The following is a 26570-nucleotide window of genomic DNA, read 5'->3' as shown; positions in this document are numbered from 1 at the left end:
TAAAATCAGTGAGTGATTCCCAGGCTTGCGCATCCGGCCGCATAGCGCCCCGTGCACAGCTCTTTCGCCGTTGCAAAACCCTTATCCACCACTTCGGCTTTCAGATTCTTTGCCGTGATGACACTTGGCGTAAAGAGCTGCGAAGGCGTCTTAAAAAGCGTCGTCTCCGCTTTTGGCGTTTCTCCGGAAAGATACGCTACGGCGACTTTCGCAGCGGCAGCTGCCACAATCTCACTCGGCTTTAGAATGGTATTGTATTGATCGCCGGAGATAATCAATTGCAAACCAGCTAGTGTCGCGTCGTTGCCTGTCACAGGAGGTACCGGGCTTACGCCCGCGGCCTTGAATGCTGCAACCGCCCCACCCGCCGTGCCGTCATTTGCCGCAACGACCCCTACAATCTGCGATCCAAATCGTGTGATTTGTCCGCTAACCCACTGCTGGGCTTTTGGCGGAGCCCATTCGGGGGTATCGTACTCCGCCAGGGTTTTATAGCCACTCGCTTCCAAGCCGGCGTGCATGCCCTTTTTTATCAGTCCAGCGGCAGCATCCGTCGGAGATCCATTTACCGCAAGGATTCCTCCTTTGCTCGTAGCCACTCCTGTATCTTTCAAATGTTGCACGAGCGACTGAGAAATCAGCTTGCCAATGCCTTCGTTGTCGAAAGAAATATAGTAATTCGCTGGCGTAGTTGGCACTGGCCGATCATAGGCGATGACCTTGATGCCTTGTGCTTGAGCCATACGTACCAACGATGCCGCCGCTGTAGAGTCCACGGGATCGAGGACAATCACTTTAGCGCCTTGCGAAATCACTGAATTGAACTGTTGTTGCTGTTGTGCCACGTCCGCGTTGGCATTCTGATATAGCACCTTGCACGCGGGACAAAGTTTTGACATCTCTGCTTTGAAACCCGGGAAATCGTGTTGCTCGTAACGCGTGGAGGCTTGATCTGGCATCAGAAATGCCACCGTTCCGCTTGGCGCCGCCTGCGCCACCGTACCGCCGACAAGACTTAACGTCAGGCTCAGGGTCCGGACCGCATTCAAGCGATTGAACAATCTTTTCATTTTTGTGTCTCCTTTCTTCTTGGAAATCCCAGCGTTTACCGCCGTGGTTCATTAGATGGTGCCAACAGCGATGCCTCTCCGTCTTTACGCGCTACTCAAATCAGTTCTGCGTTTTCATGCGTGGCGTGTGTAGATGCCTCCTGATCAAGTTTGTTTAACAAGCACTGCGCACGCCACCGGGACGGAGACATGCCCTGCAACAGGAGAAATTGCCGGTTAAAGTTCGATAGATTATTAAAACCGACCTTGAAGCAGATATCGGTAATGGAAAGCTCGCCCGCCATGACTAATTGACACGCGAGATTGATACGTAAGCGATTGATATATTGGACGAACGAGACGCCGGTATGTCGCCGGAAGTATCGAGAGAATGCGCTGGGGCTTTGTCCCGTGAGTTCGGCGAACTCCGTTTCGCGCATCTCTTGCGAGATATTCCTTGCAATATAAGACAGCACATTATTGATACGCGCTCGCGCTTGCTGCGAAGCGTCGGCGCGGTAAACGGTGCTTGCCAACTGAATGCGCTCCGCGCTTCGGGCGAGCAGGTCAAGTAATGTCACAAACAAGCTGATCCGCAAAGGTCCTTTTGCTTGCAACAGCTTACGGAAGATGGGCTCGGCCAACGCGCCGGTCCGAGCCGAAAATAGCACTCCACGCCGTGACGCATCCAATAAAGGCTCGACACTCGCTAACTCCGGGAATACGCCAATAGCTTCTGAAATAAATTGTGCATCGAATTGCAATACGAGAGATCGTTCGTCAACGTCACAGCCTCCAGGCACACTGCTTACCCAATTGTGCGGGAGATGCATTCCAGTCATCACGAGGTTACCTGGCACGAAGTCCCCAATATAATCGCCGACAAAATATTTTCCCGATGTCTCAGTGATCAAATGAATTTCGTATTCCGGGTGGCAATGCCAGCGCACTGTACGATATGGATAACCATGTGACCAAACCTTGAAAGACTCGTTGCGTGGCACCTCGACCAATTCGATGTCCGGCTGAACGCCATGGCTGTCCTGGCCATCCGAAATGGCATGATGTCCGCTGGTATCGATAGTGCCTGAACGCGTCATTTTTCCTCCTGCCGACCTACCCCTCTGTCTTTTTGCACTCTAATAGACCACATTACATGCAACGATACAGCAAAATTACCTCTTTTATCGGTTATCAACTACTTAAAAATGAAGCGTCGACCGATACTTTTTTGCATCAGGGTTAATACTTATCTAACCGGACTGCGGGCAGTCCGTACTGATCGCATGCTGTTGAAGCGTGGTCGGTGCGTCCACGTTTGAAAAAGACACGTGATAAGTATAGGTAGCGTTATCTTTTCGCCATCCATCCACGCATTGCCTGCCCGTGCCATTGCGACCATCGGCCGATAAAGCGACAAGCCGCGGCAAGTAGCATCTCGACGGTTGTTGCATCAACCTTGTCCGCCGGCGATGTGAGAGGTCCATCTGACACGGTTGCTTCTCTGCTTCTGAAGAAGCAACCGGTCAGTAACGATGCTTCCTTTATTTCATACTTAAAAGACCTAAGTATCTTCGAAAAGATACGAATGTAAGCGGTTTTAAGGAAACCCTTTTAGAACAGCACAGGCGTTTCGATTGCTTTCTCTGCCCGAAGGTAACTATCGCTTATCGCTTACGCGCATCGGTGCTTGGCATGCAATTCGCCTTAACGAGACCGAGAGCACCGGATTTCCTTGCACCGACACGGCCATATATACAGGCGTCACACGGTGTTTTTATTCCGTCAACGATACACTCCTGATCTATTCACAATAACCATTGGTTACTTGCTGAAACGTTTCCAACCCTTGTTCTGCCATATTGGCGCCGAAGCGTCACAGCGCGATCGCAATGAGAATGCTATTTGAGCGCGGAAATTTCTCTTGCGCGTATCAGTCGTGCGCGAAGTACGTTTCTGCTGATGCCAAGTAACTTTGCCGTCTGGATTTGGTTTCGGTGACAGAAGTCAAAAGCTACACGAAATACCGTGCCTTCGATGTTCTCCAACACGTGCTCACCGCCAGCGCTATAAATAGCGCGCAGCACGTCCTCCAGGCGTGTCGTATCCGACACGATGGAAACATGCGACGTAGTGATCGGCGCTGGCCGCATATCGATCGTGGACAGCGGAAGGTCACCCTCACGCAAAAGATCTCCTCGGCTGACCAGCAACCCATGATGGATCGCATTTTCCAGCTCACGAATGTTCCCTGGCCAGCCGTATTCGCAGAGCTTGCGCTGCGCTTCGGCGTGTATGGTCACCGGCCCATAGCCCAGGCGGGCGCGATATTCTTCAACGAAATGGCGTGCCAGCGGCAGGATATCGCCCGGTCGTTCCTTCAGAGTGGGCACCGCGAGCGGCACGACATTCAGTCGATAGAAAAGGTCTTCCCGGAAATTGCCTGCAGCTACCGCCGCTTGCAAGCGAACGTTGGTGGCTGCCAGCACACGCACATTGATCGGTATGCTTTGACGTGAGCCGAGGCGGACAATCTCACGCTCTTGCAAGACCCGTAGCAATTTCACCTGGATCGGCATCGGCAGATCCCCCACCTCGTCCAGGAACAATGTGCCGCCATTCGCCGCTTCGAACCACCCCGGCTTCGCGGAAAATGCTCCTGTAAACGAACCCTTCTCATGCCCGAAGAGTTCGCTTTCGACCAGTGTTTCGGAAAAGGCGCCACAGTTCACGGCCAAAAAAGGGCCACCGCGGCGGTGACTCAGATCATGGACATGCCGCGCGACCAGTTCCTTGCCCGTGCCCGTTTCCCCGGTAATGAGCACATTGGCGTCACTTGGTGCGATCAGTTCGATACGTTCAAGCAAGGCGCGCGACCGTGGATCGACGAATACCTGGGCCGAGGCCCTCACCGACTTCGTCAATGCCCTTGGATTTGGTAATTGATAAAGCGGAGGCATATCCCCCTGTCCAGAATGCTCGGCGGCCGGTCCTCTCTCCGCGCCGCGACGTCTGCTGTTTTCCGAAAGAATGGTCATGAGTAGAAGCTCGGCGTCGGATATTGGCTTTTGAGCGCCCACTCGCCCAGTTCCTTGATTTTGTAGGCGAGTGGATCGTGTAAGGTGTGAGTACGGATATTGCGCCAATGACGGTCAAGGCGAAGACCACCATGCGTCGCGCGTGCTCCGGTGACGTCGAACATCCGGCTGCAGATGTTCAGTCCGGTTTCGCTGGCGGCAACCTTGGCACAGGCAGCAGCAAGTGCAACCTCGCCACGCTGTGCCTTCGTCAGCCCGGCGCCAATCAACCAGGCCTCGTCAAGTTTGTCTGCTGCGCGGTCGCTCAGCGCGCGCGCACTTTCTAGTGCGACCCAGAATTCGCCGTATTGCGACAGTATTAGTGGATCGTCCGAAGTCGTGTCGACACCGGCGGTATGCCACGGACGCGACTCTTTCAAGGTGTAATGTTTTGCATCATCGAAAGCGCCCTCCGCGATGCCGAGAAACACGTTGGTCAATACCAACTGCGCAATGATAGGCCGCAAACAGGCAAACGGCGTTGACAGCGGGCCGGGGTCGCGCAATAACTCATGCCCCTCGACGCGGACTTTATGGAAAGCAACGGTGCCGGAGTCCGTCTGCCGCTGACCCATGTTGTTCCAATCCGACGATATTTCGATACCCGTTCGCGCGCTCGGCAATGTCCCAATCAGAAGCTCGGTACCTTTCACGTCATAGGCCGAAGCAATCATCATTTCGGAATCCAAGGCTCCCGAACAGAAGCTTTTCGGACCGGAAAACTCGTACCAGTTGCCACACCGTGTCGCTATGGTTCGACGGTCCAGAGGATTCAGCGCGTTGCCCCAGAACCAGCGACGTTGCGCCGTTTGCTCATACCACGACCCCCATTGCGCTTCATTGCCGAACAGCCGGACCGTGGCAAGCATCAGATGATGAAAGCCGAAAACATGCGCCACGGAGCTGTCCACGCTGGCCAGTATCCTCACCGCATTCAGCGTTTGGCGCCAGCCCAGGCCGTCCCCACCGAATGAGCGGGGAATGCTCATGGCCAGTAACCCACTTTCACGCAAGGCGTCGCGTTGGGCTTTCGGCGTGCCGCCACATTCATCACGCTCTACCGCGCTGGCCGCAAACAGCGCCGCCATGTCGGCAACGCGCGCTTCAATCGGCTTTTCCAACAACGTCTGGTTCGACATCAGGCTTTTTAATAGGATGGGGTTGCGCTGTGGCCATGGGGAATCCGGCAAAGCAGCAAGGTCGCACACGACGATGCTGCCATGGCAGCAACATCACCTCGTGCTTCTTCAGCAGCATGCTGCTTGAATTCACGTCATATGCCAAACAACCTTTTTCGCTAAGGAAAGATGCGTTGCTGATGTAACAGCACGCTGCACAGCACCACTGCTGCTCATGACGCATCTGGGATGCGACTACTGCTGATAACGCAGCAGAACGTTTTGCAAAGACCTCGTATCTGCCTGTTTTTATCGGCGCATAGGATTGTTGGCACATTCCATGCGTTGTCGGCACCGCGATTCCTAACGAGAGCATGCAATGAATCTTTTCTGGTTTCTTCCGACGCATGGCGACAGCCGTTACCTCGGCACATCGCATGGCGCGCGTGCGGTCAGTCTTCCCTACCTGAAGCAGGTGGCCGAGGCTGCCGACGAACTGGGCTATGAAGGTGTGTTGATTCCCACCGGACGATCTTGCGAGGATTCCTGGGTAACGGCGGCGTCATTAATCGCGAGTACGCAACACCTCAAATTTCTTGTCGCGATACGCCCTGGCGTCGTCTCGCCGACCGTCGCGGCCAGACAGGCGGCCACACTGGATCGCTATTCCAATGGGCGGTTGTTGATCAATGTCGTCACCGGTGGCGACCCCGACGAACAGCACGGTGACGGCAATTTCCTTGACCATGCACAACGGTACGAGCTCACCGACGAATTTCTGCGCATTTGGCGTGGTGTGGCAGCAGGCGAGGTCGTCAACTACGCAGGCAAGCATTTACGAGTTGAGAATGCCAAAGCGCTATATCCGCCCGTACAGCGGCCTTACCCGCCTTTATGGTTTGGAGGGTCATCCGAACCTGCCATCGAACTGGCCGGAGAACAAGTGGATGTCTATCTAACATGGGGTGAACCACCCGCCGCGGTTGCGGACAAGATCGCGCTCGCCCGTGCCTCCGCGGCGCGTCATGGCCGCACCTTGCGTTTTGGCATTCGTCTGCATGTGATTGTGCGTGAAACCAGCGACGCCGCGTGGCAGGCAGCCAAGGAATTGATCAGCCATGCCAGCGAGGAAACGATCAACGCGGCGCAGACCGCCTTTGCACGCTTTGACTCGGTGGGCCAACGTCGGATGTCTGCGCTTCACAATGGCAAGACCGACAAGCTTGAGATCTCGCCGAACCTCTGGGCGGGTGTTGGATTGGTGCGCGGGGGCGCGGGCACGGCACTAGTCGGTGACCCGCACGAAGTGGCCGCACGGATCAAGGAATATGCGGCGCTAGGCGTCGAAACGTTCATCTTTTCCGGTTACCCCCATCTGGAGGAAGCATACCGGGTCGCCGAACTGCTGTTTCCGCTACTGCCGCTGAATCACAAGCGACGAGATCAGCACTTCAACCTCACCGGTCCTTTTGGCGAGATGATCGGCAATGATATCGTCCCACCACCGAAATCACCGCGCCACGCATCCATCGCGGAGATACGCTCATGACACAGACCACCGTATCGGCATGGCAAGGACGGGTCGATGAGATTGCCCGCGCCCTGGCTGCTACCGCGAGGGAGCGCGATATTGCAGGCGGGACGGCGAAATACGAGCGTGATCTTTTACGGCAAAGCGATCTCTTGACCCTCAGTATTCCAACCTCCCTGGGTGGGATCGGTGCTGACTGGACAAGCGTCTTGTCTGTGGTGCGGTGCCTTGCCCGCGTCGATAGCGCACTTGCGCATTTGTTCGGCTTCCACCATCTACAACTGGCCACCACGCAGCTATTTGGAACCCCGACGCAATGGGCGTCATGGTTCGAGCAAACCGTCGAGCACCGGTGGTTTTGGGGAAATGCGCTTAATCCCCTCGACAAGGGTACGGCGGCAACCTTTGTCGAGGGGAATGCCGCCACGCGGGACGCGCCGCATTATTTTTTTTCCGGCATCAAGCGTTTTTGCTCTGGCGCGACCGATTCCGACCGGCTGCTGGCTTCCGCCTTCGACGACGATGGTCGCTTGCTGATTGCCGTTCTCCCCACCATGCGCAAAGGGATTACCGTGCAAGGCGACTGGGATAACATCGGCCAACGGCAAACCGATAGCGGTAGCGTTGTATTCGACAAGGTCGAGGTGCTTTCGCACGAATTGTTGCTCGAACCAGGCCCGCTTTCCACACCTTTCGCGACGTTGCGCCCCATTCTGGCGCAGCTCATTTTGGCTAATATATACCTGGGTATCGGTGAAGGCGCTTTAGAAGAGGCGCGCGATTTCACCCGAAGCAGGCAGCGGCCTTGGGTCACGTCGAATGTCACGCGTTGGACACAAGATCCCTATGTGCTAACGCACTTTGGCGATTTCCACGTCGGACTACTCGGTACCCGTGCATTGGCGGACCAAGCTGCAAATGCATTTGATCTCGCCTGGACAAAAGGCGCGTCGCTGAACGAGACGGAGCGCGGCGCAACGGCGATTGCCGTCGCCGCGGCAAAAGTCAGTGCAACGCGCGCCGGATTGGATGTGGCAAGCAGGATCTTCGAAGTAACCGGCCCGAGCGCCACGACCAACGCATTACGCATGGACCGGTTCTGGCGCAATATTCGCGTTCACTCACTACATGATCCGCTCGACTACAAAGTCCGAGAGCTTGGTGAATGGACGTTGAACGGCACGTATCCGACGCCAGGATTCTATTCGTAATCCCTTATATAAATTAAAAATAATAAGAAAGGCAGAACTGCTGTTTTTCCAACAGTACATCAGCAGTACTGCTTTAAAAAAGCATCTATGAAAAATATAAGCTTTCCCGTTATTCGCAGTCTTTTCGGTCCAAGTCCGTTATACCTGATGGGCGGACCATTCTGGTAACGAAAAGGCACACTTGGCACGGTATTCGCAAAGGTTTCGCAGCACGCGTATTCCGGGCATCCTCCTCTTCTCTGAGTGATCATTGCAATGACCGAACAAACTACCTCATACCACAACGTCAAAACGTCGAAACAAGCTGATCCGCTAAAATTTGCCTATTGGGTGCCGAACGTCAGCGGTGGCCTGGTTGTCAGCAAAATCCCGCAACGTACCGAGTGGACGCTCGACTACAACCAGAGGCTGGCCCAAACAGCTGAAAAAGCCGGCTTCGAATATGGACTTACACAAATCCGATTCACTGCCGGTTACGGTGCAGAGTATCAGCATGAGTCGGTATCGTTCAGTCAGGCCTTGTTGCACGCGACGACCAAGCTCAAGGTACTTGCAGCAATCTTGCCGGGGCCTTGGCATCCCGTCGTGGTGGCAAAGCAATTAGCCACGATCGATCATCTAACGAATGGCCGCATTGGCATCAATGTCGTCAGCGGGTGGTTCAAAGGCGAATTTACCGCCATAGGCGAGCCTTGGCTGGAACACGACGAACGCTACCGCCGATCGCATGAATTCATTCAATGTTTAAAAGGCATCTGGACACAAGACAACTTTACGTTCAGAGGGGATTTCTATCGTTTCAATAGCTATACCTTGAGTCCAAAGCCGCTGCAGAAGCCTCATCCCGAGATATTCCAAGGTGGAAGTTCGCGCGCTGCGCGCGATAACGCGGCCAGCGTTTCGGACTGGTACTTTACGAACGGCAACACACCAGAGGCACTCAAAAAACAGATCGACGACATCCGAACAAAAGCGGCAAGGAATGGCCACACCGTGCGCATCGGTGTAAATGCCTTCATCATTGCCCGTGACACGGAAGAAGAAGCCAAGGCCGTTCTGCAGGACATTATCAACCATGCACACGTCGAAGCAGTTCATGCTTTTGGCGATGCGGCGAAACAAGCTGGACGCGCTTCGCCCGAGGGTGAAGGCAATTGGGCAGCGTCAACGTTTGAAGACCTGGTGCAGTACAACGATGGCTTCCGGACCAACCTCATCGGGACACCGCAACAGATCGCTGAGCGCATCGTTGCATTGAAAGCAATCGGCGTCGACTTGGTCTTGTCCGCGTTCCTGCATTTCATCGAGGAAGTGGAATACTTTGGTGAAAAAGTGCTACCGCTGGTGCGCGCATTGGAACAAGAACGAACGCAAGTGCGCGATGCAATCGACCAGGTTGCGTGAGCCATTCATGTCCGCCGCCCTCGCTATCCCCGACGCGCTACTGAAGCTGGACCATATCTCATTGGTTTTTGGTGGCGTCCAGGCGATCAACGATATTAGTTTCGCCGTCGCCAGCAATGAGATATGTGCGTTGATCGGTCCAAACGGTGCAGGAAAAAGCTCCCTGCTGAATGTGATAAATGGTGTCTATCGTCCTCAAACAGGTGAGATCCACTTTGATCGCGCGCCGTATCATCGAATCACCCCGTATCGTGCGGCCTCGTTGGGAATATCACGGACCTTTCAAAACATCGCGCTATTCAAGAAATTGAGTGTGCTGGATAACGTGCTGACCGGACGGACACGCCATCGATCCAGTACGTGGCTCGAACAGGCACTGCATGTGGGGCGCGCTGCAGAAGACGATCGCAGACAGCGAGAGCACGCGGAAGTCGTGATCTCCGCGCTTGAACTGCAAGCTTATCGACATCGCATCGTCTCTACGCTGTCATATGGCCTTCAAAAACGCGTCGAACTGGCACGCGCCTTGGCATCGGAACCGCGTTTGTTGCTGTTAGACGAACCTATGGCGGGCATGAATGCCGATGAAAAGCAGGATATGACTCGTTATATCGTTGATGCGAAACGTCAATTTGGCCTGTCCGTTGTGTTGATCGAGCATGATATCGGCGTTGTGATGTCACTCGCCGATCATGTGGTCGTTCTTGACTACGGCAAGAAAATTGCGGATGGCCTACCGGCCGACGTTCGCATTCATCCAGACGTCATCGCCGCTTATCTGGGGGTACGCCATGCCGCGTGATAAGCACTTGTACATCGGCATGATCACAGAGACGACGCGTGGATTTCTTTTTTGAAGTACTGATAGGCGGGTTATTGTCCGGCGTCATGTATTCGCTTGTCGCTATTGGCTTTGTTCTTGTCTACAAGGCATCTGGGGTCTTCAACTTCTCCCAGGGTGCGTTCGTTCTTTTTGGCGCGCTTACGTTCGTCAGTCTGGTCGAGCGGAATGTGGCACCTTGGCTAGCCTTCCTGCTGACCCTCATCGTGCTGGCAGCAATATCCATTGCCGTCGAACGGATCGTGCTGCGGCCTTTGATAAATCGATCGCCCATGGTCATCTTCATGGCAACGCTTGGATTGAGCTTCATCCTCGAGGGTGGTGCGCAATGGTTGTGGGGCGCGCAAGTGCATGCCCTCGACTTAGGGATTACCGATGTGCCATTGACCATTGGCGGCATCATGGTAAGCCGTTTCGATATCTTTGCGGCGACGGTGGCGATTGCCCTTGTCGTCCTGCTGTCACTGGTCGCGAAGCGGACACGACTCGGGTTGGCGTTGCGCGCCGTTGCTGACGATCCGTTGGCCTCTCTGGCTATTGGCATTCATCTTCCGCGCGTACTCGCCTGCGTGTGGACCATCGCCGGCTTTACCAGTCTCGTTGCCGGTTTATTATGGGGTGCCAGGCTTGGCGTGCAATTCTCCCTGTCACTGGTGGTACTCAAAGCGCTGCCGGTACTGATCATCGGCGGCTTTTCGTCTGTCGGGGGCGCGATTGTTGGCGGGCTGATCGTCGGCGCGCTCGAAAAACTCGCCGAAATTTATCTCGGCCCCCTCATCGGCGGTGGTATTGAAAATTGGTTTCCGTACTTCCTCGCGACGCTCTTCCTACTGGCACGCCCTGACGGCCTGTTCGGTCAACCGCCCGTCCAACGAGTCTGAGTCCGATTATGCCATCCAGGAATTTCATCATTTCAAATGATACGTCATCCTTATCGAAATCTAGAAGAAAGCGATCGCTGTTACTACAACATACGCCGCGCCTAGTACTACTTCTGCTCTTCTTTTTCCTGGTACCGCGTTTTTTCAACGAGTATTGGTTGTCGGCGATACTTACACCGTTTCTCATCCTATCTCTCGCCGGGATGGGTCTGAATCTGCTCACTGGCTATGCCGGGCAATTGTCATTAGGGTCCGCGGCATTCATGGCAATAGGTGCCTATGCTAGCTATAACCTGATTACCCGGCTACCCGGACTTTCGCCGCTGGTCGCGATTGTGCTTGGTGGCGGAATCACTGCGCTTGTGGGGGTCGTTTTCGGTTTGCCAAGCATTCGAATCAAAGGCTTTTATTTGATCGCATCGACGCTCACCGCACAGTTCTTCGTAGAATGGCTGTTGACCAGCATTCCATGGTTTTCACATGACGACAGCTCGGGTGTACTCAGCGCGCCAAATCTTTTGCTGTTCGGCTGGCCGGTTGCTTCGCCTGTTACCCGCTACTTGTTTGCGCTTGGCGTGACCGTCGTCCTGTTCTCGTTTTGCTCGGGGGTCGTCCGGAGTGAGCTCGGACGCCGCTGGATGGCCGTACGCGACATGGATACAGCCGCTGCCATTATTGGTATCCCCATAATACGAAGCAAACTACTGGCTTTTGGCATCAGTTCCTTTGTTCTCGGCATCGCCGGTTCTTTGTGGGCTTTCACCTACCTTGGTACGGTCGAACCACACGGCTTCAGCCTCAACCTGTCATTTCAGATCCTGTTCATCATCATCATCGGTGGCATGGGAAGTATCGCCGGCAGCGTATGGGGTGCCGCTTTTATCGTATTACTACCAATCCTGCTGTCGAACGCCGCCAGCACATTGGCCGGCATCGGCATTGCCGTTGGCGACTTACAAAACATACAACACCTGCTATTCGGCGCTTTAATCATTTTCTTTCTGGTCAAGGAACCTGATGGTCTCGCCTGCATGATGCAGCGTGCACGGCATCGCTTGGCAAGTCTGATCAGACGAACCTGAGAGTCCGGCTCATTTCTCTGACCTTCTTCTTTTTACTTCTTGCTCTATTCCAACTCGCACTACCAAAGGAATTCTGTATGACGACGTCCTCATCCCGGGTACGCATCCGCACGCCGTTCCATCATGCAGCACACAGTGCTGCCGCATGCGCGCGCGCATTACAACGTACACATCGACTGATCCGCGGATTGGCAATGCCCCTTGCACTCGCCGCAGTGCTGACGGTATCCACGACATTGGCGAACGCGAAAGCGGAAGAATACTTCCCGTTGCAGAGTTACCGTGTCGGTCCCTATGCGGCGGGCGGATCGGGTTTCTTCGGGGGATTTATCGACTACATGCAGTTGATCAACAAACGCGACGGCGGCGTTAATGGCGTCAAACTGGTCTGGACTGAATGCGAAACGGAGTACATAGTCGAGAAAGGCGTTGAATGCTATGAGCGCATGAAGCACGGATATCATGGTGCACCCACGGCGGCGACAAACCCGCTATCAGTCGGCATCGCCTATGCAACCATCGATCGCTCTACTGCGGACAAGATCCCGCTGATCACGATCAATCATGGCCGTACCGACTCGACCGATGGCGCAGTGTTTCCTTACGTGTTCCCGCTTCAGTTGAATCCGTATAGCGAAGTCTCTGCGATCATCAATTACATTGGCGAGCGTGCCGGCGGCGACAATCGTTTACAAGGAAAGAAGATCGTCGTGCTATACCACGGCTCGCCCTATGGCCGCGAAACCATTCCAGTGCTGAATCTGCTGGCGAAGAAATACGGCTTTGCGTTGACGCAGATAGAAGTCCCCGATCCGGGCAATGAGCAAGGTTCGCAATGGCTGAACATTCATCGTATCCAGCCCGACTGGGTGATACTGCGGGGCTGGGGCGTCATGAATCCGGTCGCATTGAAGTCCGCGCAGAAGGTAGGCTTCCCGGCAGATCACATCATCGGGAACATCTGGTCGAATTCAGAAGAAGATGTTCGGCCGGCCGGGGATGCCGCCAAAGGCTATATTTCGATCACGACGCATCCGTCCGGAACCGATTTTCCAGTCTTGCAAGCCATAAACCAATACGTGGTCAAACCTGGTGACGGCAATCTTAAAGATTCCAACCGTTTCGGTACGGTGTATTACAACCTGGGTGTCGTGAACGGTATTCTCAATGTCGAAGCGTTGCGTATAGCGCAAGCAAAATATGGCGACAAGCCGCTGACTGGCGAACAAGTTCGCTGGGGGTTCGAACATCTCAACCTCGATAACGCCAGGCTGAAGGCGCTCGGTGCGCTCGGCCTAGTGCAACCTTTGAAGCTGTCATGCTCGGATCACGAAGGTGGCGGCGCCGTCCGATTTCAACAGTGGGACGGTACACATTGGCAAGTCATTAGCGACTGGGTTCAGGCCGACCGCGCTTTGCTCCGGCCTATCATTGAGAAATCCGCAAACGCGTATGCCAAGGAAAAGAGCATCACGCCCCGCGACTGCGATAAGGAGCTTTGACGATGAACACGTCGTCACAGTCCGCCTTACTGGCAGTTGATGATCTTCATGTAACGTACGACGGTATCATTTCCGCCTTGCGAGGCGTGTCGCTTTCTGTCGCCGAGGGTGACATCGCGGCACTTTTGGGGAGTAACGGCGCAGGTAAGTCGACGACGCTAAAAGCCATTTCCCGATTGATCGGGGCGGAACGCGGGGAGATTACCCGCGGCAGCATATGCTATCGCGGCTGCGATCTCGCCCAGACGCCGCCCTGGCGACTTGCTTCGCAGGGTCTCGTGCAGGTACTCGAAGGGCGCCGTTGCTTTACCCATCTGAGCGTCGAGGAAAACTTGCGGCTGGCCGCTTTCGTGCGACGCCCGTCCAACGCCGCGCTGAAACAGGATCTGGAGCGCGTCTACACACTGTTCCCGCGGCTGAAAACCCGTCGTACGGCATTGACTGGACTGACCTCAGGCGGCGAACAGCAGATGGTTGCGATAGGCCGGGCATTGATGGCTCGCCCTACCCTTATCTTGCTGGACGAACCATCCATGGGCCTGGCTCCTCAACTGGTCGAGGAAATTTTCGATGCCATCGCCGCATTGAATCGCGACTCAGGCGTCAGTTTCCTGCTGGCCGAACAGAATTCGGCGTTGGCCTTGCGGTTCGCGCGATATGCCTACGTACTCGAGAACGGACGCGTTGTCGCAAGTGGAAATGCTGATGTGCTGGGTACCCTAGACCAACTGCATGCAGCCTATCTTGGCACCGAGACCGGATAAATTTCGAAACCTGTTCCTCACGTTGTCTGGGCGTACATGATCCGATGGGAGCATTACTCCGGACGATTAGATATTAATGAGATAAGAGTTATGACACACCACATCGACAAGCAGCACACCATTCCAGCGAGCCTATCCCGGGGTACAGACTACGAAGCACTCGCGGCCCACTTTCGACCGATCTTCGCGCGTATTGCCGAAGGCGCGCTAGATCGGGAACGTCGCCGCGCCTTGCCTCATGAGCCGATCGAATGGTTGAAAGCGGCGGGCTTCGGTGCGGTGCGCGTGCCGGTAGAAGCGGGCGGGCGCGGTGCATCGTTGCCGCAGCTCGTGCAACTGTTGATTGAATTGGCCGAAGCCGACGCTAGCCTGCCACAAGCACTGCGCGGACATTTCGCTTTTGTAGAAGATTGCTTGAATGCCGCGCCTAGCCCCAATCGTAGTACGTGGTTCGATCGCTTCGTTTCCGGTGACCTCGTTGGCAACGCCTGGACAGAAGTTGGTGACGTCAAAATCGGTGATGTGATCACACGCGTCAAGCGGCAAGGCGATCGCTGGGTCGTGAATGGGAAAAAGTACTACAGTACCGGCAGTATCTTTGCGGACTGGATAGATGTGTACGCACAGCGCGATATCGACGGCGTCGACGTCATCGCGGTGGTCAATACCCATCAACCAGGGGTCAAGCAAACGGATGACTGGAATGGTTTCGGGCAGCGTACCACCGGTAGCGGCACGTCGGAATTTGTCGATGCGGTCGTCGAGACGGAAAACGTGATCGATTTCTCCACGCGTTTCCAGTACCAGACGGCATTGTATCAATTGGTTCTGCTGGCAGTCCTCGCCGGTACCGGACGCGCAGCGCTGCGGGACATTGCCGCCGAGGTTGCGAAACGTGACCGAGTGTACAGCCATGGCAATGCCGCGACTGTGAAGCAAGACGCACAGGTGCTTCAAGTGGTCGGGCAGGTGGCAGCTCAGGTGTATGCTGCCGAGGCCGCAACGATCCGCGCGGCGGAACCAGCGCAACGCGCATATGAGGCCCGCTTTGGCCACGATGCGGCAAAGGAAGAAACGGCCAATATTGCCGCGGAAATCGAGTCGGCGAAAGCACAAGTGATCGTGACCGAACTGATCCTTCAAGCCAGTACCGCGCTATTTGACGCATTGGGCGCCTCGGGGGTAAGCGAACAGAAGCTACTCGACCGACACTGGCGCAATGCGAGAACGGTGTCATCCCATAATCCACGTATCTACAAGCAACGCATCGTTGGTGACTGGGAGGTTAACCGTACGCCGCCGCCATATATCTGGCAGATCGGTGGCGTGCGCTGAAAAGGGCCGAGACGCGCTGCGCCAACGCACCGCAGGCGTTAAACCGTGACACCGGCGTCGCGCCGCTCGTCACGGCAGTGCATGGTCGATCTTATTCCATTGATGTCATGGAAAACGCCGCGGACGTACCTTCGCCAGCTTCGCCCAAAAAATGCGTGATGGTTTGTTCAATCAACAACCGCGTAAGGCCTTGTACGATAAATACGACTCGGGTTGTGTGATCATCGTCAGGCCACGTGGCCAGCCGCAACGGCTCATGCAACAACTGCTGCACCCCGTGAAAGACAACAGGCCGCGATTCGCCGATGAAGTTGCCGATCCCCTTCACCCGCAAGATATGTTCGCCGTGGTAAGCGAGCAGTACCGTTAGTGCGGTTTCGAATGCATGCATCGGAAGGGGGCGAGAGTATCTCAGGCAGAAACTGTCAATATCTGGATGACGCAAACGCGGCGTCATCGCACCACGTGCCATAAACTTGCTCGAGGCAGGTTCGCTGCGCAACCAGCGCCGTAACGTCTGCGGCGTCATGATGTCGAGTACCTGTTGTGCGTCGATATCACCGTTATGCACCACGATACGCGGTGCACCGGGATTCAGCGCTTCAAGTGCTGTTTCCAGATCCGCGAGCGCGGTTACGTCAATCATCTCAGCCTTTGTAAGCAATAGCCGATCTGCGAACGCCACCTGCTGGCGTGATTCCTCGTGACGGGCAAGCTGCTCTATTCCATGTTTTGCATCCACGGTTGTCACGACGCCGTCGAGTTGCAATCGCCCTTCCAGCGCCACATCACCGAGCAGCAATGAAACCACCGGGCCTGGCCGCGCAAGACCTGTGGTTTCGATCAAGATACGCTCGAAAGCGGGAATCTCGCCGCGCGCCCGGCGCTCCAGCAGATCCGTCACGGTCGCGGCCAGTTCGTCCCGCACGCCGCAACACAGGCAGCCATTTTGCAGCAACGCGACCGTTTCGTCGCGTGAGGTGCTGATGAAGAGATGATCAAGACCAATCTCCCCCAGTTCATTGATCACCACCGCACATCGGCCCAGCGCCGGTTGCGGCAGCAGCCGATTAAGCAGTGTGGTCTTGCCGGAACCGAGAAACCCGGTCAGCAACGTCAAGGGAAGCGCAACGGATGACATGTCGACGTTTCCTGAGGCTCATATCACTTGCAAGTCATGGCCGACGATGATCTGCCCGTCGAAATGCTTTCGAACGTCGACTGCCCACATGTCGTCGGTAATCGCCGGATCGCCTCCCGGCACGAAATGGCTCAGCACCAGTGTCTTCACGCCTGCCGCCGCGGCGATTTTGCCGACTTGCTCTGTTGAGGTGTGGCTCTTCAGCAGGTGATCGAGCAGCGTTGGCGCATTGTCGACATTTGCCATGAGCTTTCTGAGTGCAGGCAGGTACATGACTTCGTGCACCAGTACATCCGCGCCTTTCGCGAACTCGGCAAGCGCGGGGTAGTAAGCCGTATCACCGGAGAATACAACGGTACGATCTCGCGTTTCGAAGCGGTAAGCGAATGCCGGTTTGATCGTGTAATGATCGACCAGCATCGACGTGACACGCACACGCTCATCTTCCATCACGAGACACGGGTCATCGAATTCATGAACGTTGATCAATGGCCGGAACGGCGGACGGCCTTCTTCGCGCATCCGCACATCGATGTCAATGGCATTCATGTCTACGAAGTCATCAATCATTTTTTTCATGCGGGGCGGGCCGTACAAATTGATCGACGTACGAAGGCCGCTGGCCCACGCCAGGAACACGAGGTTGCCAAGGTCCGCGTTGTGGTCCGAATGATGATGCGTCAGGAAGACATCACGAATGCCCGACAGCTTGATGCCCGCTTTGGTCAATTGCAGCGCGACCCCGTTACCGCAGTCGACCACGTATGGCTGGCCGTCGACAATAAGTACATTCGCCGGGGCCGCACGGAGGTCCGACGGGGTTGGGCCGCCCTTGGTGCCGAGCAAGATCAGTTGCGTGCCTTTTACCGGATGTCCTGGAACGGCGGTAACGTCTGTAGCACCGGGGGATGTGGCCGCCTGGGCATCCGGAATCCACGGCATTGCCGTGGCGGTTCCTGCTGTCACGGCAATTCGCATAAAATCACGACGCGAGCGTCCAAACGGCTGATCACTCATGGGCCTGGTATTTCCTGATAATGTGGGTAGTGTCCATGCACGGCTCGGAATGAACCGGGCGGTTCCGCACGCCGCGTGGCCAACGGAAGATACGGTTAACTCAGACGTATCTTGGGCTGTACCAGACCATTGATTCGCTCCGCGGTCCAGAGCAAGCTGGCTTTCCTGAAACCATGCAATCCTTGCTGATGCTGGCGGTATAACATGGCATGGCTAAGCTGCGCAAACCGCCCCTTGATAAAACCACCTTTGAACAGTCCAAATTGCCCAAGTGTTCCAAAAGCATTGTATTCGCTCAACGACACAAGCGATCCGAGATCACGAAACACAAAGTTGGGTAACGGGCGTCCGTCGAGCCAGTCCGGCAGGTGCTGGGCCAGGAATTTTGCCTGTTGCGTAGCAACCTGGGCGGTAGGAGCCAGAGGACGTTCGCTGCCCGGAAGCGACAACGTGGAACAATCACCGAGCACGAAGATTTTTTCGTCGCTGATTGACTGCAACGTTGGCAGGATGGCTATTTGATTCGACTTGTTTGCGGTGATGCCATCAAGCGCACCTAAAAAATCAGGGCCTTTCACGCCCGCCGCCCATACCATCAACTGCGCAGGCACCTTGCTACCGTCGCCTAGTTGGAGACCATCGGCATCGACGGCGCTCACCCGCGTATGCGTTTTGACATTGAAACCGATTTTGCGGAGCTGCTCCTCCGCCAATGCCGATACGGTCGATGGAAAGGCGGCCAGTACACGAGGGGCACTCTCTATGAGCGTCACTTCGAGGCGGGCGCGAATGTCAGGGTCGCCATAACCGGCGGCCAACTCCATTAATCTGCTCAACTCGGCAGACAGTTCCACGCCGGTCGCGCCGGCACCCACGATGGATACTCGCAACTTGCTGCCCGAAACCACGCTTTGGAATATCTTTATGCGTAATGCTTCATTGAACCATTCGGCCTGCGCCTGACTGTCAATGGAAAAACAATGTTCGCGTACCCCAGGAATCCCAAAATCGTTTGCCTGGCTTCCGACAGCGATGACCAGCACATCATATGGGATCGTACGTTCATCGATGACAAGCTCACCCGAAGCGGATGTGAGTTTCCCCAGTCTTACCTCCCGCTGATGACGATTCAGTCCTACCATTTCGCCAGGTTGATAGTCGAAATGGTGCTCGCGTGCGTGCGCGAGGTAAGTGACCTGCTGCTGCTTTATGTCACGCGTGCCAGCCGCAATTGTATGCAGCATCGGTTTCCAGACGTAAGTCGGGCTTTTGTCAACCAACGTGATATGCGCCTTTCCCAGACGGCCAATCGAATCGCCAAGTTTCGTGGCAAGCAGGAGTCCGGCAATACCGCCACCGACGATCACGATTCGACTGGAATTAGGCATTTTCAATTCAACGAGTGATGAATAAAATATAGGATACGGCTTCGATGGACTTCGTGCAAGCGACGCGTCGGAGGACGGCGGCCGCGCTTCGAACGTTTCCGCACCGAAATGGCTATCTATTTTATGAAATGCACGGATATTCCGGCATCACCCAACGCGACCGAGGTAGCACCGCGACGTACGCGAGGGCGACCGGTGTTCGGTGGCTCCGACGCACCCGACATACTTCTGCGTGCTGCGCGTGACGCATTCGCACGACGCGGCTATGACGCAACAAGCATGCGTGGCATTGCGAGAGCGTCGGGCGTCGACCCAGCCCTCGTCGCGCATCACTTCGGGTCCAAGGAAGCGCTATGGTCGGCTGTTGTCAAGCAGATTGGTGATGAGTCGGCACCGCTTCTCGCAAACATCAATGCCCTGCGCAGCGATTCAAAACTCACGTGTAAAGCGAGAATGGAGGCCGCTGTATTGATGCTGGTAGAACAAGTGTTCCGAAGTCGCGATGTCGGAATGTTTTTTTCAACAGCTGCGACGGAAAATGGAGAACGCCTAGCCTTGTTGATCGATCTTCTGGTCAGGCCGATGTATGAAGCATTCTTGCCTTTATTTGTCGCCGCGATCACATCAAAAGACATGCCGGAACAAGATCCGACAATCTTGTTTACGTTACTGATCAATGGCATCAGCAAAACCGTGGCGTATCGCCATTTACTCTCGCCATTCTCACCACTGCCAAGCAACGAAGAAGATTTCAAACACGCTGTCACGCAGTCCGTTTTAGCCATGCTGCGCTAACCTGTCGCTATATGGGGGCATGACAGGAAAGCGCCGCACGAAGTTGAGTAATGCGCAATCCATTTCAACATCATGACAATTGCAAAATCTCCACGCCCATTGGTTCCAGCGTTAGCGATCCTGCAACCGTTCGTTCGGTCAGCGCGCTGATCGCTCCCGTTACGTTCAGGTCAACGCTATTTTTTTCCTTCGTGAGGTTGAGAACAAACATCAACCGCCTTCCGTTACCGGAGCGCACCGACAGCTCCACGCCTGTTGGCAAATTATCGACGGGATCTAGGCCGAGCATTTTGGCTATCTCGAATATCAACGCCTTATAACCGGCGTCGTCCAGAATCGTTCCAATATAATACGCACAGCCTTGTCCATATGCGTTGCGGGTAATCGCGGTGCGCCCCGCAAAAAAGTCCGTGGCATAGACGGCAATCGATTCTGCTGTTGTCGGAGTGAGAATGTCGCACCACTGAGAACAGGCCAGCTCCACCGTGCCATGCAATCTGATCGCCTGAACGTCACGACCGACAGGATCATATTCTTCGACGACAACACCCGCCACGTTGCCTAGCCCGCTTGGCAAGGCGGACGCCAGGCAGACGTTCCGCATGTTCTTTACCCCCGAGCGCGTCGTCAAGATCACTGCCCCGCCCTTCGCGACATAATCCGTCAACTTCTCCACGACTTCGGGGTTTTCAAGGAACAGGAATGGTGCAACCACGAGACGATATTTGGCAAAGTCGGAAGTCCAGTTAACGACATCCGTGCCGATGCCCAAGCGAAGAAATGTGCGGTGGATCTGTTTGAAGTTCGCAAGGTACTCGAAACCATCCGACTGCGGCTGGATCTTGAGTGCATTTAGCTGTTCATGCGAAAATAGCATGGCGACATCATTCACCACCGTCGTGCCTTCCAGCAACGGCGACAGGCGCCTTGCTTCTTCGCTGAATCGCTCAAATTCCGCAAAACGACGTCCCGGCTTGCCATGATGATCATGAAGGCCGTGCCAGAACTGCTCCGCGCCGATCCTCGCGGTACGCCAGCGGAATTGCACAACCGCATCTGCCCCGCGCGAGACGCTTTGCCACGCATACGCCCGAATCATCCCCGGAGACGGCATTCGCGACATGGGATGCCAGCAACCAGGCGTCCCGCTTAGCTGTTCCATTACCCAGAAGTTTTTCTGTTTGACACCGCGGGTCAGGTCGTGGGTCAACGCACCGTGGTAGATCTGGGATTTGCTGTCGTTCGCAAGGTCTGTGCTCGGATAGTAATCCACCGACGCAAAATCCATGCTGTCGAACAGATCGTAATAGTCGTTGATGACTGGATAGCCCCACAGGTTATGTGTTACAAACTGCCCCGGACAATGCTTGCGAATGATGCTCGCTTGGAAACGATTAAAATCCGCAACTGAATCCGAACAGAAACGATGGTAATCCAGCAGGAAAGAGGGATTCAGATAGGGGGAGCCACCGAGAGGCGTCGTGACTTGGGTCCAGTCCGTATATTCGCCGCTCCAGACGACCGTGCCCCATTCGCGGTTGAGCGTTTGAAGATCGCCATATTTATTTTTCAGCCAATGTCTGAAGTCATGGGCGGCACCATCGCTGTGACTCTCATTGCCAATCATTTCGTTATCAGTTTGCCAGCCGATCACGTTCCGATTCCCGCCGTAATGCGCAGCCAGTTTCTCGACGATGATTTCCGTGTAACGACGCAACGACGGACTGTTATAACATCGATGCAAACGCACGCCGGGATAAATCGGCTGGCGCTTGTTATCAAGTGGAAGCACATCGGGACATTTAGACACCAGCCAGTTCGGTGGGGTGGCGGTCGGGGTACCAATCACGATCTTGATACCGTGCCTGCCAAGCGTATCGATCGCCTCGTCGAGCCAGACAAAATCGAATTGGCCCTCTGAAGGCTCGAGGCGCGACCAGGCAAATTCCGCAAGCCGCACGATCGTGATCCCAACGCGCTGCATACGGGCAGCATCGTCTTCCCAGATCTCGCGTTCCCAATGCTCGGGATAATAATCAACGCCAACGTTCATAAAAAGGTTCCTGAATGTAAAGATGGCGGGTCAATTGCAACCCGGCTCGACAGACATGCACTGGCCTGCTAACCCTTGGTCGCACCAAACGTCAAGCCTGCGACGAAATGCCGTTGCATGCTGAAAAACAGCAATACGGAAGGCAACGCTGCCAGCAGCGACCCCGCGGAAACTAAGTTCCACGACGTGGTCCACTGACCCTTCAACGCCGCGACGCCAACGGTAAGAGGCGCTGCGTCATCACCCTGTGTCAGACATAGCGCCCAGAAGTAGTCGTTCCAGACGAAAGTAAAAACCAGTACCGCAAGCGCAGCGAGTGCGGGACGGATCAGCGGCAACACAATCCGGTAAAAGAGTTGCCATTCGCTCGCACCTTCCACCCTGCCGGCCTCTATAAGTTCATACGGCAATTCCTTGATGAAATTTCGCAGAAACAGGGTGCAAAAACCTGTCTGAAACGAAAGGTGAAAGAGGATAAGTCCGCCAACGGTGTTAAACAATCCCAGTTGCAACGTAAGATCGCGAACAGGAATCATCAAGATCTGAATAGGCACGAAATTGCCGGCGACAAATATGGCAAGCAAGGCGGCGTTGCCCTTGAACTCGTACGTCGAAAGCGCAAATCCGGCCATGGCGGAAAGCGCAATCGCGCCAAGAACCGATGGAAACGTAATGAGGCAACTGTTCCACGCGTAGTGCAACATGGGCGTGTCGGTGAGTACGGTCCGGTAGTTCTGCCACGCAGCGAAATCGTGCGGCCAGCCCCAGTAGTTGCCTTGCATGAGCTCATCGGACGACCGCACGGATGTCACGAGAACGGCAAGCAATGGTAGCAGCCAGATGATCAGCGAGATAGGCAGTGAAATCTTGTAAAGCACGCGATTCGCAGGCTTCCAGCGCGCAACGGGTAGTGGATACATGGTAGCTCCGTGAATCAGCGGTCAGCGCGCAGCAAACGGCGCAATTGATAGGTTATGAACACGAGCATGATCAGAAACAGTACAACTGCAATCGCGGCCGAGTAGCCAAAGCGGAAATACTTGATTGCCTGGTCATACATGAAGTACGCGAGTACCGTGGAACTGTCGAACGGGCCACCCGCCGTCATTACGGAGATCAGATCGAAGCTACGCAATGCGCCGATGACCGTCAGCGTGATCGCCATGAACGTCGCGGGGCGCATTTGTGGCAGAACGACGTGCCAAAGTAGCGACCATCCGCGTGCGCCTTCAAGGCGCCCCGCTTCGATCACCTCGGGATTGATGCTGGTGAGACTGGTCAGGAACAAAATCATGCATAACGGCACTTGTACCCAGAGGGCCGCCACGATGATGCCGAATGTTGCCTCATGCTCATCCCCTAGGACAGGGACGCCGTGACCTACGATGAGCTTCAGCAAACCGAAAGACGGATCATAGAACCAACTGAAGACGAGACCGATCACCACGCCCGATACGACGAACGGGGCGAAGAATAGCGACTTGACGATCCGCATTCCGCGAACGGTTTGGTTCAGATAAAGCGCGAGAACGAGCCCGATCGGCGGCGCGAGCAAGAGCAAGACAAGCCATATCACGTTATTTTTTAACGCGGTATAGAAAGTATCAGAATGCAATAGCTCGCGGTAATTACCGAGTCCGATAAAAGTGCTCGGCCCGACGCCATCCCAATCGTAAAAGCTCAGGACAATACTGCGAATGATGGGATAGATCACGTAAAGAAGAAACATGAGACACGCAGGCGCCAGAAAGAGCGCAGCTGCACGGCGACGACGACGTGCCAGCGGAGACGCAACGACAGATGCGGACATGATTCGGCTCGATAGGCGCGGATAGCGCTCGTGGATTCTGGACGTTCGGCCCGACCGAAAACCGTCAGGCCAGCATTGCTGAACGCTTGTCTTATTTCTTGTATATACGCTCGCGTGTTTCTTCGAGATGCGCCAGCACGGCATCAAGTGTGGAGGGATCGCTCACGAAGCGCTGCATCCCCTTCATCCCCTCATCCGCCATTTCCTTTGTCATGTCGCGGTCGTAGAACTGCGCGATGCCACCCTTGGTGTTCGAAAGAATCTGGAAACCTTTCTTTGCAAACGGGTCATCAGGGACCGCAGCCTGATTATTTGCAGGAAGTGATCCAAAGGCCTTGGCGAGTGCGCCGTTCATCTCGGGTCTCGACATAAACGCGAGGAAACGTCTTGCATCGGCTTTATTCTTCGCGCGAGCGGGAATGTTCAGGCAATCCGCGGACCCATCTTCAGCAATGGGCTGCTTCGGGTCCATGACAGGAAACTGAAAGTAGCCTATCTTCGATTTGACCCCATCGGCAAAGCCGCCGGAGATAAATGTACCCATCAGCATCATCGCGGCCTGCCCTTGTATCAGCAGCGGCTGAGCGGAATCGAGCGTATAAGACAGGGAATTATCGACGAAGTACTTATTGTCGATCAGGACTTTCCACGCTTCGTAGACTTTCTTGACACGCGGGTCCGTGTAGGGAATCTTGCCATCCATCAGTTGCATGTGGAAAGCATAGCCATTCAGACGCAGATCGATATAGTCGAACCACGCGGCGAGCGTCCAGGAATCACGGCCACCCACGGCAATAGGCGTGATGCCAGCGGCCTTGAGCTTCTTGCAGTCGTCGAGAAATTCCTGCCAGGTTTTTGGTTCACCCTTGATGCCGGCTTTTTCAAAAAGGTCTTTTCGATAAAACAGTCCCCAAGAGAAATAGTCGGTGGGTACCGCGTACTGTTTTCCCGCGTAAGACGACGGTTCCTTCAGCGACGCAAAGCTGGTATTCCATCCGTTCTTTTGCCAGTCGGACGAGATATCTTCAAGCAGACCACGCTGCGCGTAATAACGCATCCGCTCACCTTCGTGCCACTTGATGATATCGGGTGCCTGCGAGATCAGCCAGCCAGGAAGCTGGACTTTGTAGGCCTCTTCCTCCACAAACGATGCCTTCACCTTGATATCCGGATTTGCCTTCTCGAACTGGGCGAGCGCAGTGTCCCAAAAATCACGCTGATTAGCACCTTTGAATGCGAGATTGATTGTCAGTTCGCCCGCGTGGACCTGCGCGGCGAACGCCAGCATCGCGCAAAGCGCAGTCAATCGGTATCTTTTTTTCATTGTCGTCTCCAAAAGGTTATGCGTCCGTTCAAATCGCGAGCCCTTCTTCAGTAAATAAGTGGCTGCATTTCGGATCGATTGCAAGGTGAACCGTATCGCCCGGCCGAACGGACGGATCGCCCGGCACCTTGACCAGAATCGTCGTCCCATCCGCGGCACTGCAATGTAGATAGCTTTGCTCGCCCAGACGTTCGACAAGCGTTACAGCACGTCTCAAGGTGGATTGCGGTTGCAGGGCTTCGGATTGTTGATGTGTCTTGGCGATCGAAATATGTTCAGGTCGCGCGCCGAGCGTCACCGACTGACCGGGTGTCAAACGTCGCCGCTTCCCCGCCACAAGGATCTGTTCGCCTGAACGCGTCAGGGTAATGGTGACATCGGCGCTCGTCGCATGACTTACAATGGCCGGCATGAAATTCATCTGCGGCGACCCGATAAAACCCGCCACGAAACGGCTATTTGGACGTAGATACAGATCCATGGGCGTACCCACTTGTGCAATGCTGCCGGCCGCCGCGGCGTCGCGACCCACGTTGAGCAGTACGATCTTGTCCGCCAGCGTCATTGCTTCGACCTGATCGTGGGTGACATAGACCGTACTCGCTTCAGTGAAGCGTCGGTGAATGCGTGCAATTTCCACGCGTGTCTGGCCGCGCAGCGTCGCATCCAGATTGGAAAGCGGCTCGTCGAAGAGGAACACGCCTGGCTCGCGAACAATGGCCCGGCCGATTGCCACCCGCTGCCGTTGGCCTCCGGATAGCGCCGCCGGTTTTCGATCCAGCAATGGCTCGAGCTGGAGAATTCGCGCTGCTTCCGCGACTTTGCGATTGATTTCCTTGGCCGGCACTTTGCCAAGTTTCAGTCCGAGGCACATGTTCTCCGCGACAGTCATGTGCGGGAACAGTGCGTAGCTCTGAAATACCATGGCGACGCCACGCTTGGCGGGGGGTACGGTGTTAACCACTTGTCCGTCAATGGCAATGTCGCCGCCGCTCGGATCCTCCAAGCCTGCAATGATCCTGAGCAAGGTGGATTTGCCGCAGCCCGAAGGTCCGAGAAACACACAGAATTCGTCGTGCTCGATCTCAAGATTGACGTCGCGCAGCACCGGCGCATTACCGTCGAATTGCTTCGAGATGCCCCGCAGGGATATGGCGGCCACGACCTGTCTCCAACTTGGTTTAACGTTAAATCAATTCACTTGAAAAAAGCGGTCTAAAGCCGTTCAGTGAATTCGACAACGCACA

Annotated in this window: 23 protein-coding genes; 10 read left to right on the top strand and 13 right to left on the bottom strand. The window is 55.2% G+C overall.

What is annotated here, in order from left to right:
* Positions 1 to 5: 5 nt before the first annotated feature.
* From SJQ66_RS08150 to SJQ66_RS08130, 5 genes are all read right to left on the bottom strand, one after another.
* A complete protein-coding gene (locus SJQ66_RS08150; protein ID WP_024903142.1) occupies positions 6 to 1070 on the bottom strand; it encodes an ABC transporter substrate-binding protein in 1065 nt (354 codons plus the stop codon).
* A gap of 95 nt (positions 1071 to 1165) precedes the next feature.
* Positions 1166 to 2149: an AraC family transcriptional regulator gene (locus tag SJQ66_RS08145; protein ID WP_024903143.1), complete on the bottom strand. Its 984-nt coding sequence runs from the start codon at positions 2147 to 2149 to the stop codon at positions 1166 to 1168.
* Between the two features lie 801 nt (positions 2150 to 2950).
* Positions 2951 to 4009 carry a sigma-54 interaction domain-containing protein gene (locus SJQ66_RS08140; RefSeq protein ID WP_024903144.1) on the bottom strand — a complete coding sequence of 353 codons (1059 nt, stop codon included), beginning with the start codon at positions 4007 to 4009 and terminating at the stop codon, positions 2951 to 2953.
* Between the two features lie 74 nt (positions 4010 to 4083).
* Positions 4084 to 5265 (bottom strand): acyl-CoA dehydrogenase family protein, encoded by a 1182-nt coding sequence (locus SJQ66_RS08135; protein ID WP_046152989.1) that lies wholly within the window; start codon positions 5263 to 5265, stop codon positions 4084 to 4086.
* The gene (locus SJQ66_RS08130) at positions 5231 to 5620 is read right to left on the bottom strand and encodes a hypothetical protein (protein ID WP_157685780.1); all 390 of its coding nucleotides are present in this window, start codon (positions 5618 to 5620) and stop codon (positions 5231 to 5233) included. The genes SJQ66_RS08135 and SJQ66_RS08130 overlap by 35 nt, the downstream gene beginning before the upstream one ends.
* A gap of 3 nt (positions 5621 to 5623) precedes the next feature.
* Between SJQ66_RS08130 and ssuD the strand changes: the two genes are divergently transcribed.
* From ssuD to SJQ66_RS08085, 9 genes are all read left to right on the top strand, one after another.
* Positions 5624 to 6793 carry an FMNH2-dependent alkanesulfonate monooxygenase gene (gene ssuD / locus SJQ66_RS08125; RefSeq protein ID WP_024903146.1) on the top strand — a complete coding sequence of 390 codons (1170 nt, stop codon included), beginning with the start codon at positions 5624 to 5626 and terminating at the stop codon, positions 6791 to 6793.
* A complete protein-coding gene (locus SJQ66_RS08120; RefSeq protein ID WP_024903147.1) occupies positions 6790 to 7986 on the top strand; it encodes an acyl-CoA dehydrogenase family protein in 1197 nt (398 codons plus the stop codon). Before ssuD ends, SJQ66_RS08120 begins: the two co-directional genes overlap by 4 nt.
* A 255-nt stretch (positions 7987 to 8241) precedes the next feature.
* Complete coding sequence (sfnG, locus tag SJQ66_RS08115; RefSeq protein ID WP_046153015.1) at positions 8242 to 9390, top strand: dimethylsulfone monooxygenase SfnG; 1149 nt, start codon at positions 8242 to 8244, stop codon at positions 9388 to 9390.
* Positions 9391 to 9397: 7 nt separating this feature from the next.
* On the top strand, positions 9398 to 10192 hold the full coding sequence (locus SJQ66_RS08110) for an ABC transporter ATP-binding protein (protein WP_024903149.1): 795 nt from the start codon (positions 9398 to 9400) through the stop codon (positions 10190 to 10192).
* Positions 10193 to 10230: 38 nt separating this feature from the next.
* Positions 10231 to 11112 carry a branched-chain amino acid ABC transporter permease gene (locus SJQ66_RS08105; RefSeq protein WP_024903150.1) on the top strand — a complete coding sequence of 294 codons (882 nt, stop codon included), beginning with the start codon at positions 10231 to 10233 and terminating at the stop codon, positions 11110 to 11112.
* Positions 11113 to 11120: 8 nt separating this feature from the next.
* A complete protein-coding gene (locus SJQ66_RS08100; RefSeq protein WP_081764890.1) occupies positions 11121 to 12194 on the top strand; it encodes a branched-chain amino acid ABC transporter permease in 1074 nt (357 codons plus the stop codon).
* Positions 12195 to 12388: 194 nt separating this feature from the next.
* Positions 12389 to 13696 carry an ABC transporter substrate-binding protein gene (locus SJQ66_RS08095; RefSeq protein WP_046153017.1) on the top strand — a complete coding sequence of 436 codons (1308 nt, stop codon included), beginning with the start codon at positions 12389 to 12391 and terminating at the stop codon, positions 13694 to 13696.
* 2 nt (positions 13697 to 13698) lie between these two features.
* Positions 13699 to 14460: an ABC transporter ATP-binding protein gene (locus SJQ66_RS08090; protein WP_024903153.1), complete on the top strand. Its 762-nt coding sequence runs from the start codon at positions 13699 to 13701 to the stop codon at positions 14458 to 14460.
* A gap of 90 nt (positions 14461 to 14550) precedes the next feature.
* Positions 14551 to 15795 (top strand): acyl-CoA dehydrogenase family protein, encoded by a 1245-nt coding sequence (locus SJQ66_RS08085; protein WP_046152990.1) that lies wholly within the window; start codon positions 14551 to 14553, stop codon positions 15793 to 15795.
* A gap of 91 nt (positions 15796 to 15886) precedes the next feature.
* Here the strand turns inward: SJQ66_RS08085 and SJQ66_RS08080 are convergent, their stop codons facing one another.
* The 3 genes from SJQ66_RS08080 to SJQ66_RS08070 all read right to left on the bottom strand — a co-directional run bounded on the left by SJQ66_RS08080 (position 15887) and on the right by SJQ66_RS08070 (position 19341).
* Positions 15887 to 16936: a CobW family GTP-binding protein gene (locus SJQ66_RS08080; RefSeq protein WP_024903154.1), complete on the bottom strand. Its 1050-nt coding sequence runs from the start codon at positions 16934 to 16936 to the stop codon at positions 15887 to 15889.
* A gap of 18 nt (positions 16937 to 16954) precedes the next feature.
* On the bottom strand, positions 16955 to 17953 hold the full coding sequence (locus tag SJQ66_RS08075; protein WP_320534169.1) for an MBL fold metallo-hydrolase: 999 nt from the start codon (positions 17951 to 17953) through the stop codon (positions 16955 to 16957).
* A 95-nt stretch (positions 17954 to 18048) separates the two neighbouring features.
* On the bottom strand, positions 18049 to 19341 hold the full coding sequence (locus SJQ66_RS08070; protein ID WP_024903156.1) for an NAD(P)/FAD-dependent oxidoreductase: 1293 nt from the start codon (positions 19339 to 19341) through the stop codon (positions 18049 to 18051).
* Positions 19342 to 19536: 195 nt separating this feature from the next.
* Between SJQ66_RS08070 and SJQ66_RS08065 the strand changes: the two genes are divergently transcribed.
* Complete coding sequence (locus SJQ66_RS08065) at positions 19537 to 20136, top strand: TetR/AcrR family transcriptional regulator (protein ID WP_260843826.1); 600 nt, start codon at positions 19537 to 19539, stop codon at positions 20134 to 20136.
* A 70-nt stretch (positions 20137 to 20206) separates the two neighbouring features.
* Here the strand turns inward: SJQ66_RS08065 and SJQ66_RS08060 are convergent, their stop codons facing one another.
* From SJQ66_RS08060 to SJQ66_RS08040, 5 genes are all read right to left on the bottom strand, one after another.
* Positions 20207 to 22189: a beta-galactosidase gene (locus SJQ66_RS08060; protein ID WP_320534168.1), complete on the bottom strand. Its 1983-nt coding sequence runs from the start codon at positions 22187 to 22189 to the stop codon at positions 20207 to 20209.
* 68 nt (positions 22190 to 22257) lie between these two features.
* Positions 22258 to 23109: a carbohydrate ABC transporter permease gene (locus SJQ66_RS08055; RefSeq protein ID WP_024903159.1), complete on the bottom strand. Its 852-nt coding sequence runs from the start codon at positions 23107 to 23109 to the stop codon at positions 22258 to 22260.
* A 14-nt stretch (positions 23110 to 23123) separates the two neighbouring features.
* Entirely contained in the window at positions 23124 to 23999 is an 876-nt protein-coding gene (locus SJQ66_RS08050) for a carbohydrate ABC transporter permease (protein WP_024903160.1), read from the bottom strand.
* Positions 24000 to 24090: 91 nt separating this feature from the next.
* Positions 24091 to 25323 carry an ABC transporter substrate-binding protein gene (locus SJQ66_RS08045; RefSeq protein WP_024903161.1) on the bottom strand — a complete coding sequence of 411 codons (1233 nt, stop codon included), beginning with the start codon at positions 25321 to 25323 and terminating at the stop codon, positions 24091 to 24093.
* A gap of 28 nt (positions 25324 to 25351) precedes the next feature.
* Entirely contained in the window at positions 25352 to 26485 is a 1134-nt protein-coding gene (locus SJQ66_RS08040) for an ABC transporter ATP-binding protein (protein WP_024903162.1), read from the bottom strand.
* Between the last annotated feature and the right edge of the window lie 85 nt (positions 26486 to 26570).

Source organism: Robbsia andropogonis, assembly GCF_034047095.1.
GTDB classification, from domain to species: Bacteria; Pseudomonadota; Gammaproteobacteria; order Burkholderiales; family Burkholderiaceae; genus Robbsia; species Robbsia andropogonis.
Note: the sequence above shows the minus strand (reverse complement) of the source record. Positions and strands in the feature narration are given on the sequence as shown.

What these genes read in the sequence shown, in the direction of transcription:
- SJQ66_RS08150 (WP_024903142.1), bottom strand. Translation starts at nt 1,070, where the DNA reads ATGAAAAGATTGTTCAATCGCTTGAATGCGGTCCGGACCCTGAGCCTG.
- SJQ66_RS08145 (WP_024903143.1), bottom strand. Translation starts at nt 2,149, where the DNA reads ATGACGCGTTCAGGCACTATCGATACCAGCGGACATCATGCCATTTCG.
- SJQ66_RS08140 (WP_024903144.1), bottom strand. Translation starts at nt 4,009, where the DNA reads ATGCCTCCGCTTTATCAATTACCAAATCCAAGGGCATTGACGAAGTCG.
- SJQ66_RS08135 (WP_046152989.1), bottom strand. Translation starts at nt 5,265, where the DNA reads ATGTCGAACCAGACGTTGTTGGAAAAGCCGATTGAAGCGCGCGTTGCC.
- SJQ66_RS08130 (WP_157685780.1), bottom strand. Translation starts at nt 5,620, where the DNA reads ATGCTCTCGTTAGGAATCGCGGTGCCGACAACGCATGGAATGTGCCAA.
- ssuD (WP_024903146.1), top strand. Translation starts at nt 5,624, where the DNA reads ATGAATCTTTTCTGGTTTCTTCCGACGCATGGCGACAGCCGTTACCTC.
- SJQ66_RS08120 (WP_024903147.1), top strand. Translation starts at nt 6,790, where the DNA reads ATGACACAGACCACCGTATCGGCATGGCAAGGACGGGTCGATGAGATT.
- sfnG (WP_046153015.1), top strand. Translation starts at nt 8,242, where the DNA reads ATGACCGAACAAACTACCTCATACCACAACGTCAAAACGTCGAAACAA.
- SJQ66_RS08110 (WP_024903149.1), top strand. Translation starts at nt 9,398, where the DNA reads ATGTCCGCCGCCCTCGCTATCCCCGACGCGCTACTGAAGCTGGACCAT.
- SJQ66_RS08100 (WP_081764890.1), top strand. Translation starts at nt 11,121, where the DNA reads ATGCCATCCAGGAATTTCATCATTTCAAATGATACGTCATCCTTATCG.
- SJQ66_RS08095 (WP_046153017.1), top strand. Translation starts at nt 12,389, where the DNA reads ATGCCCCTTGCACTCGCCGCAGTGCTGACGGTATCCACGACATTGGCG.
- SJQ66_RS08090 (WP_024903153.1), top strand. Translation starts at nt 13,699, where the DNA reads ATGAACACGTCGTCACAGTCCGCCTTACTGGCAGTTGATGATCTTCAT.
- SJQ66_RS08085 (WP_046152990.1), top strand. Translation starts at nt 14,551, where the DNA reads ATGACACACCACATCGACAAGCAGCACACCATTCCAGCGAGCCTATCC.
- SJQ66_RS08080 (WP_024903154.1), bottom strand. Translation starts at nt 16,936, where the DNA reads ATGTCATCCGTTGCGCTTCCCTTGACGTTGCTGACCGGGTTTCTCGGT.
- SJQ66_RS08075 (WP_320534169.1), bottom strand. Translation starts at nt 17,953, where the DNA reads ATGAGTGATCAGCCGTTTGGACGCTCGCGTCGTGATTTTATGCGAATT.
- SJQ66_RS08070 (WP_024903156.1), bottom strand. Translation starts at nt 19,341, where the DNA reads ATGCCTAATTCCAGTCGAATCGTGATCGTCGGTGGCGGTATTGCCGGA.
- SJQ66_RS08060 (WP_320534168.1), bottom strand. Translation starts at nt 22,189, where the DNA reads ATGAACGTTGGCGTTGATTATTATCCCGAGCATTGGGAACGCGAGATC.
- SJQ66_RS08055 (WP_024903159.1), bottom strand. Translation starts at nt 23,109, where the DNA reads ATGTATCCACTACCCGTTGCGCGCTGGAAGCCTGCGAATCGCGTGCTT.
- SJQ66_RS08050 (WP_024903160.1), bottom strand. Translation starts at nt 23,999, where the DNA reads ATGTCCGCATCTGTCGTTGCGTCTCCGCTGGCACGTCGTCGTCGCCGT.
- SJQ66_RS08045 (WP_024903161.1), bottom strand. Translation starts at nt 25,323, where the DNA reads ATGAAAAAAAGATACCGATTGACTGCGCTTTGCGCGATGCTGGCGTTC.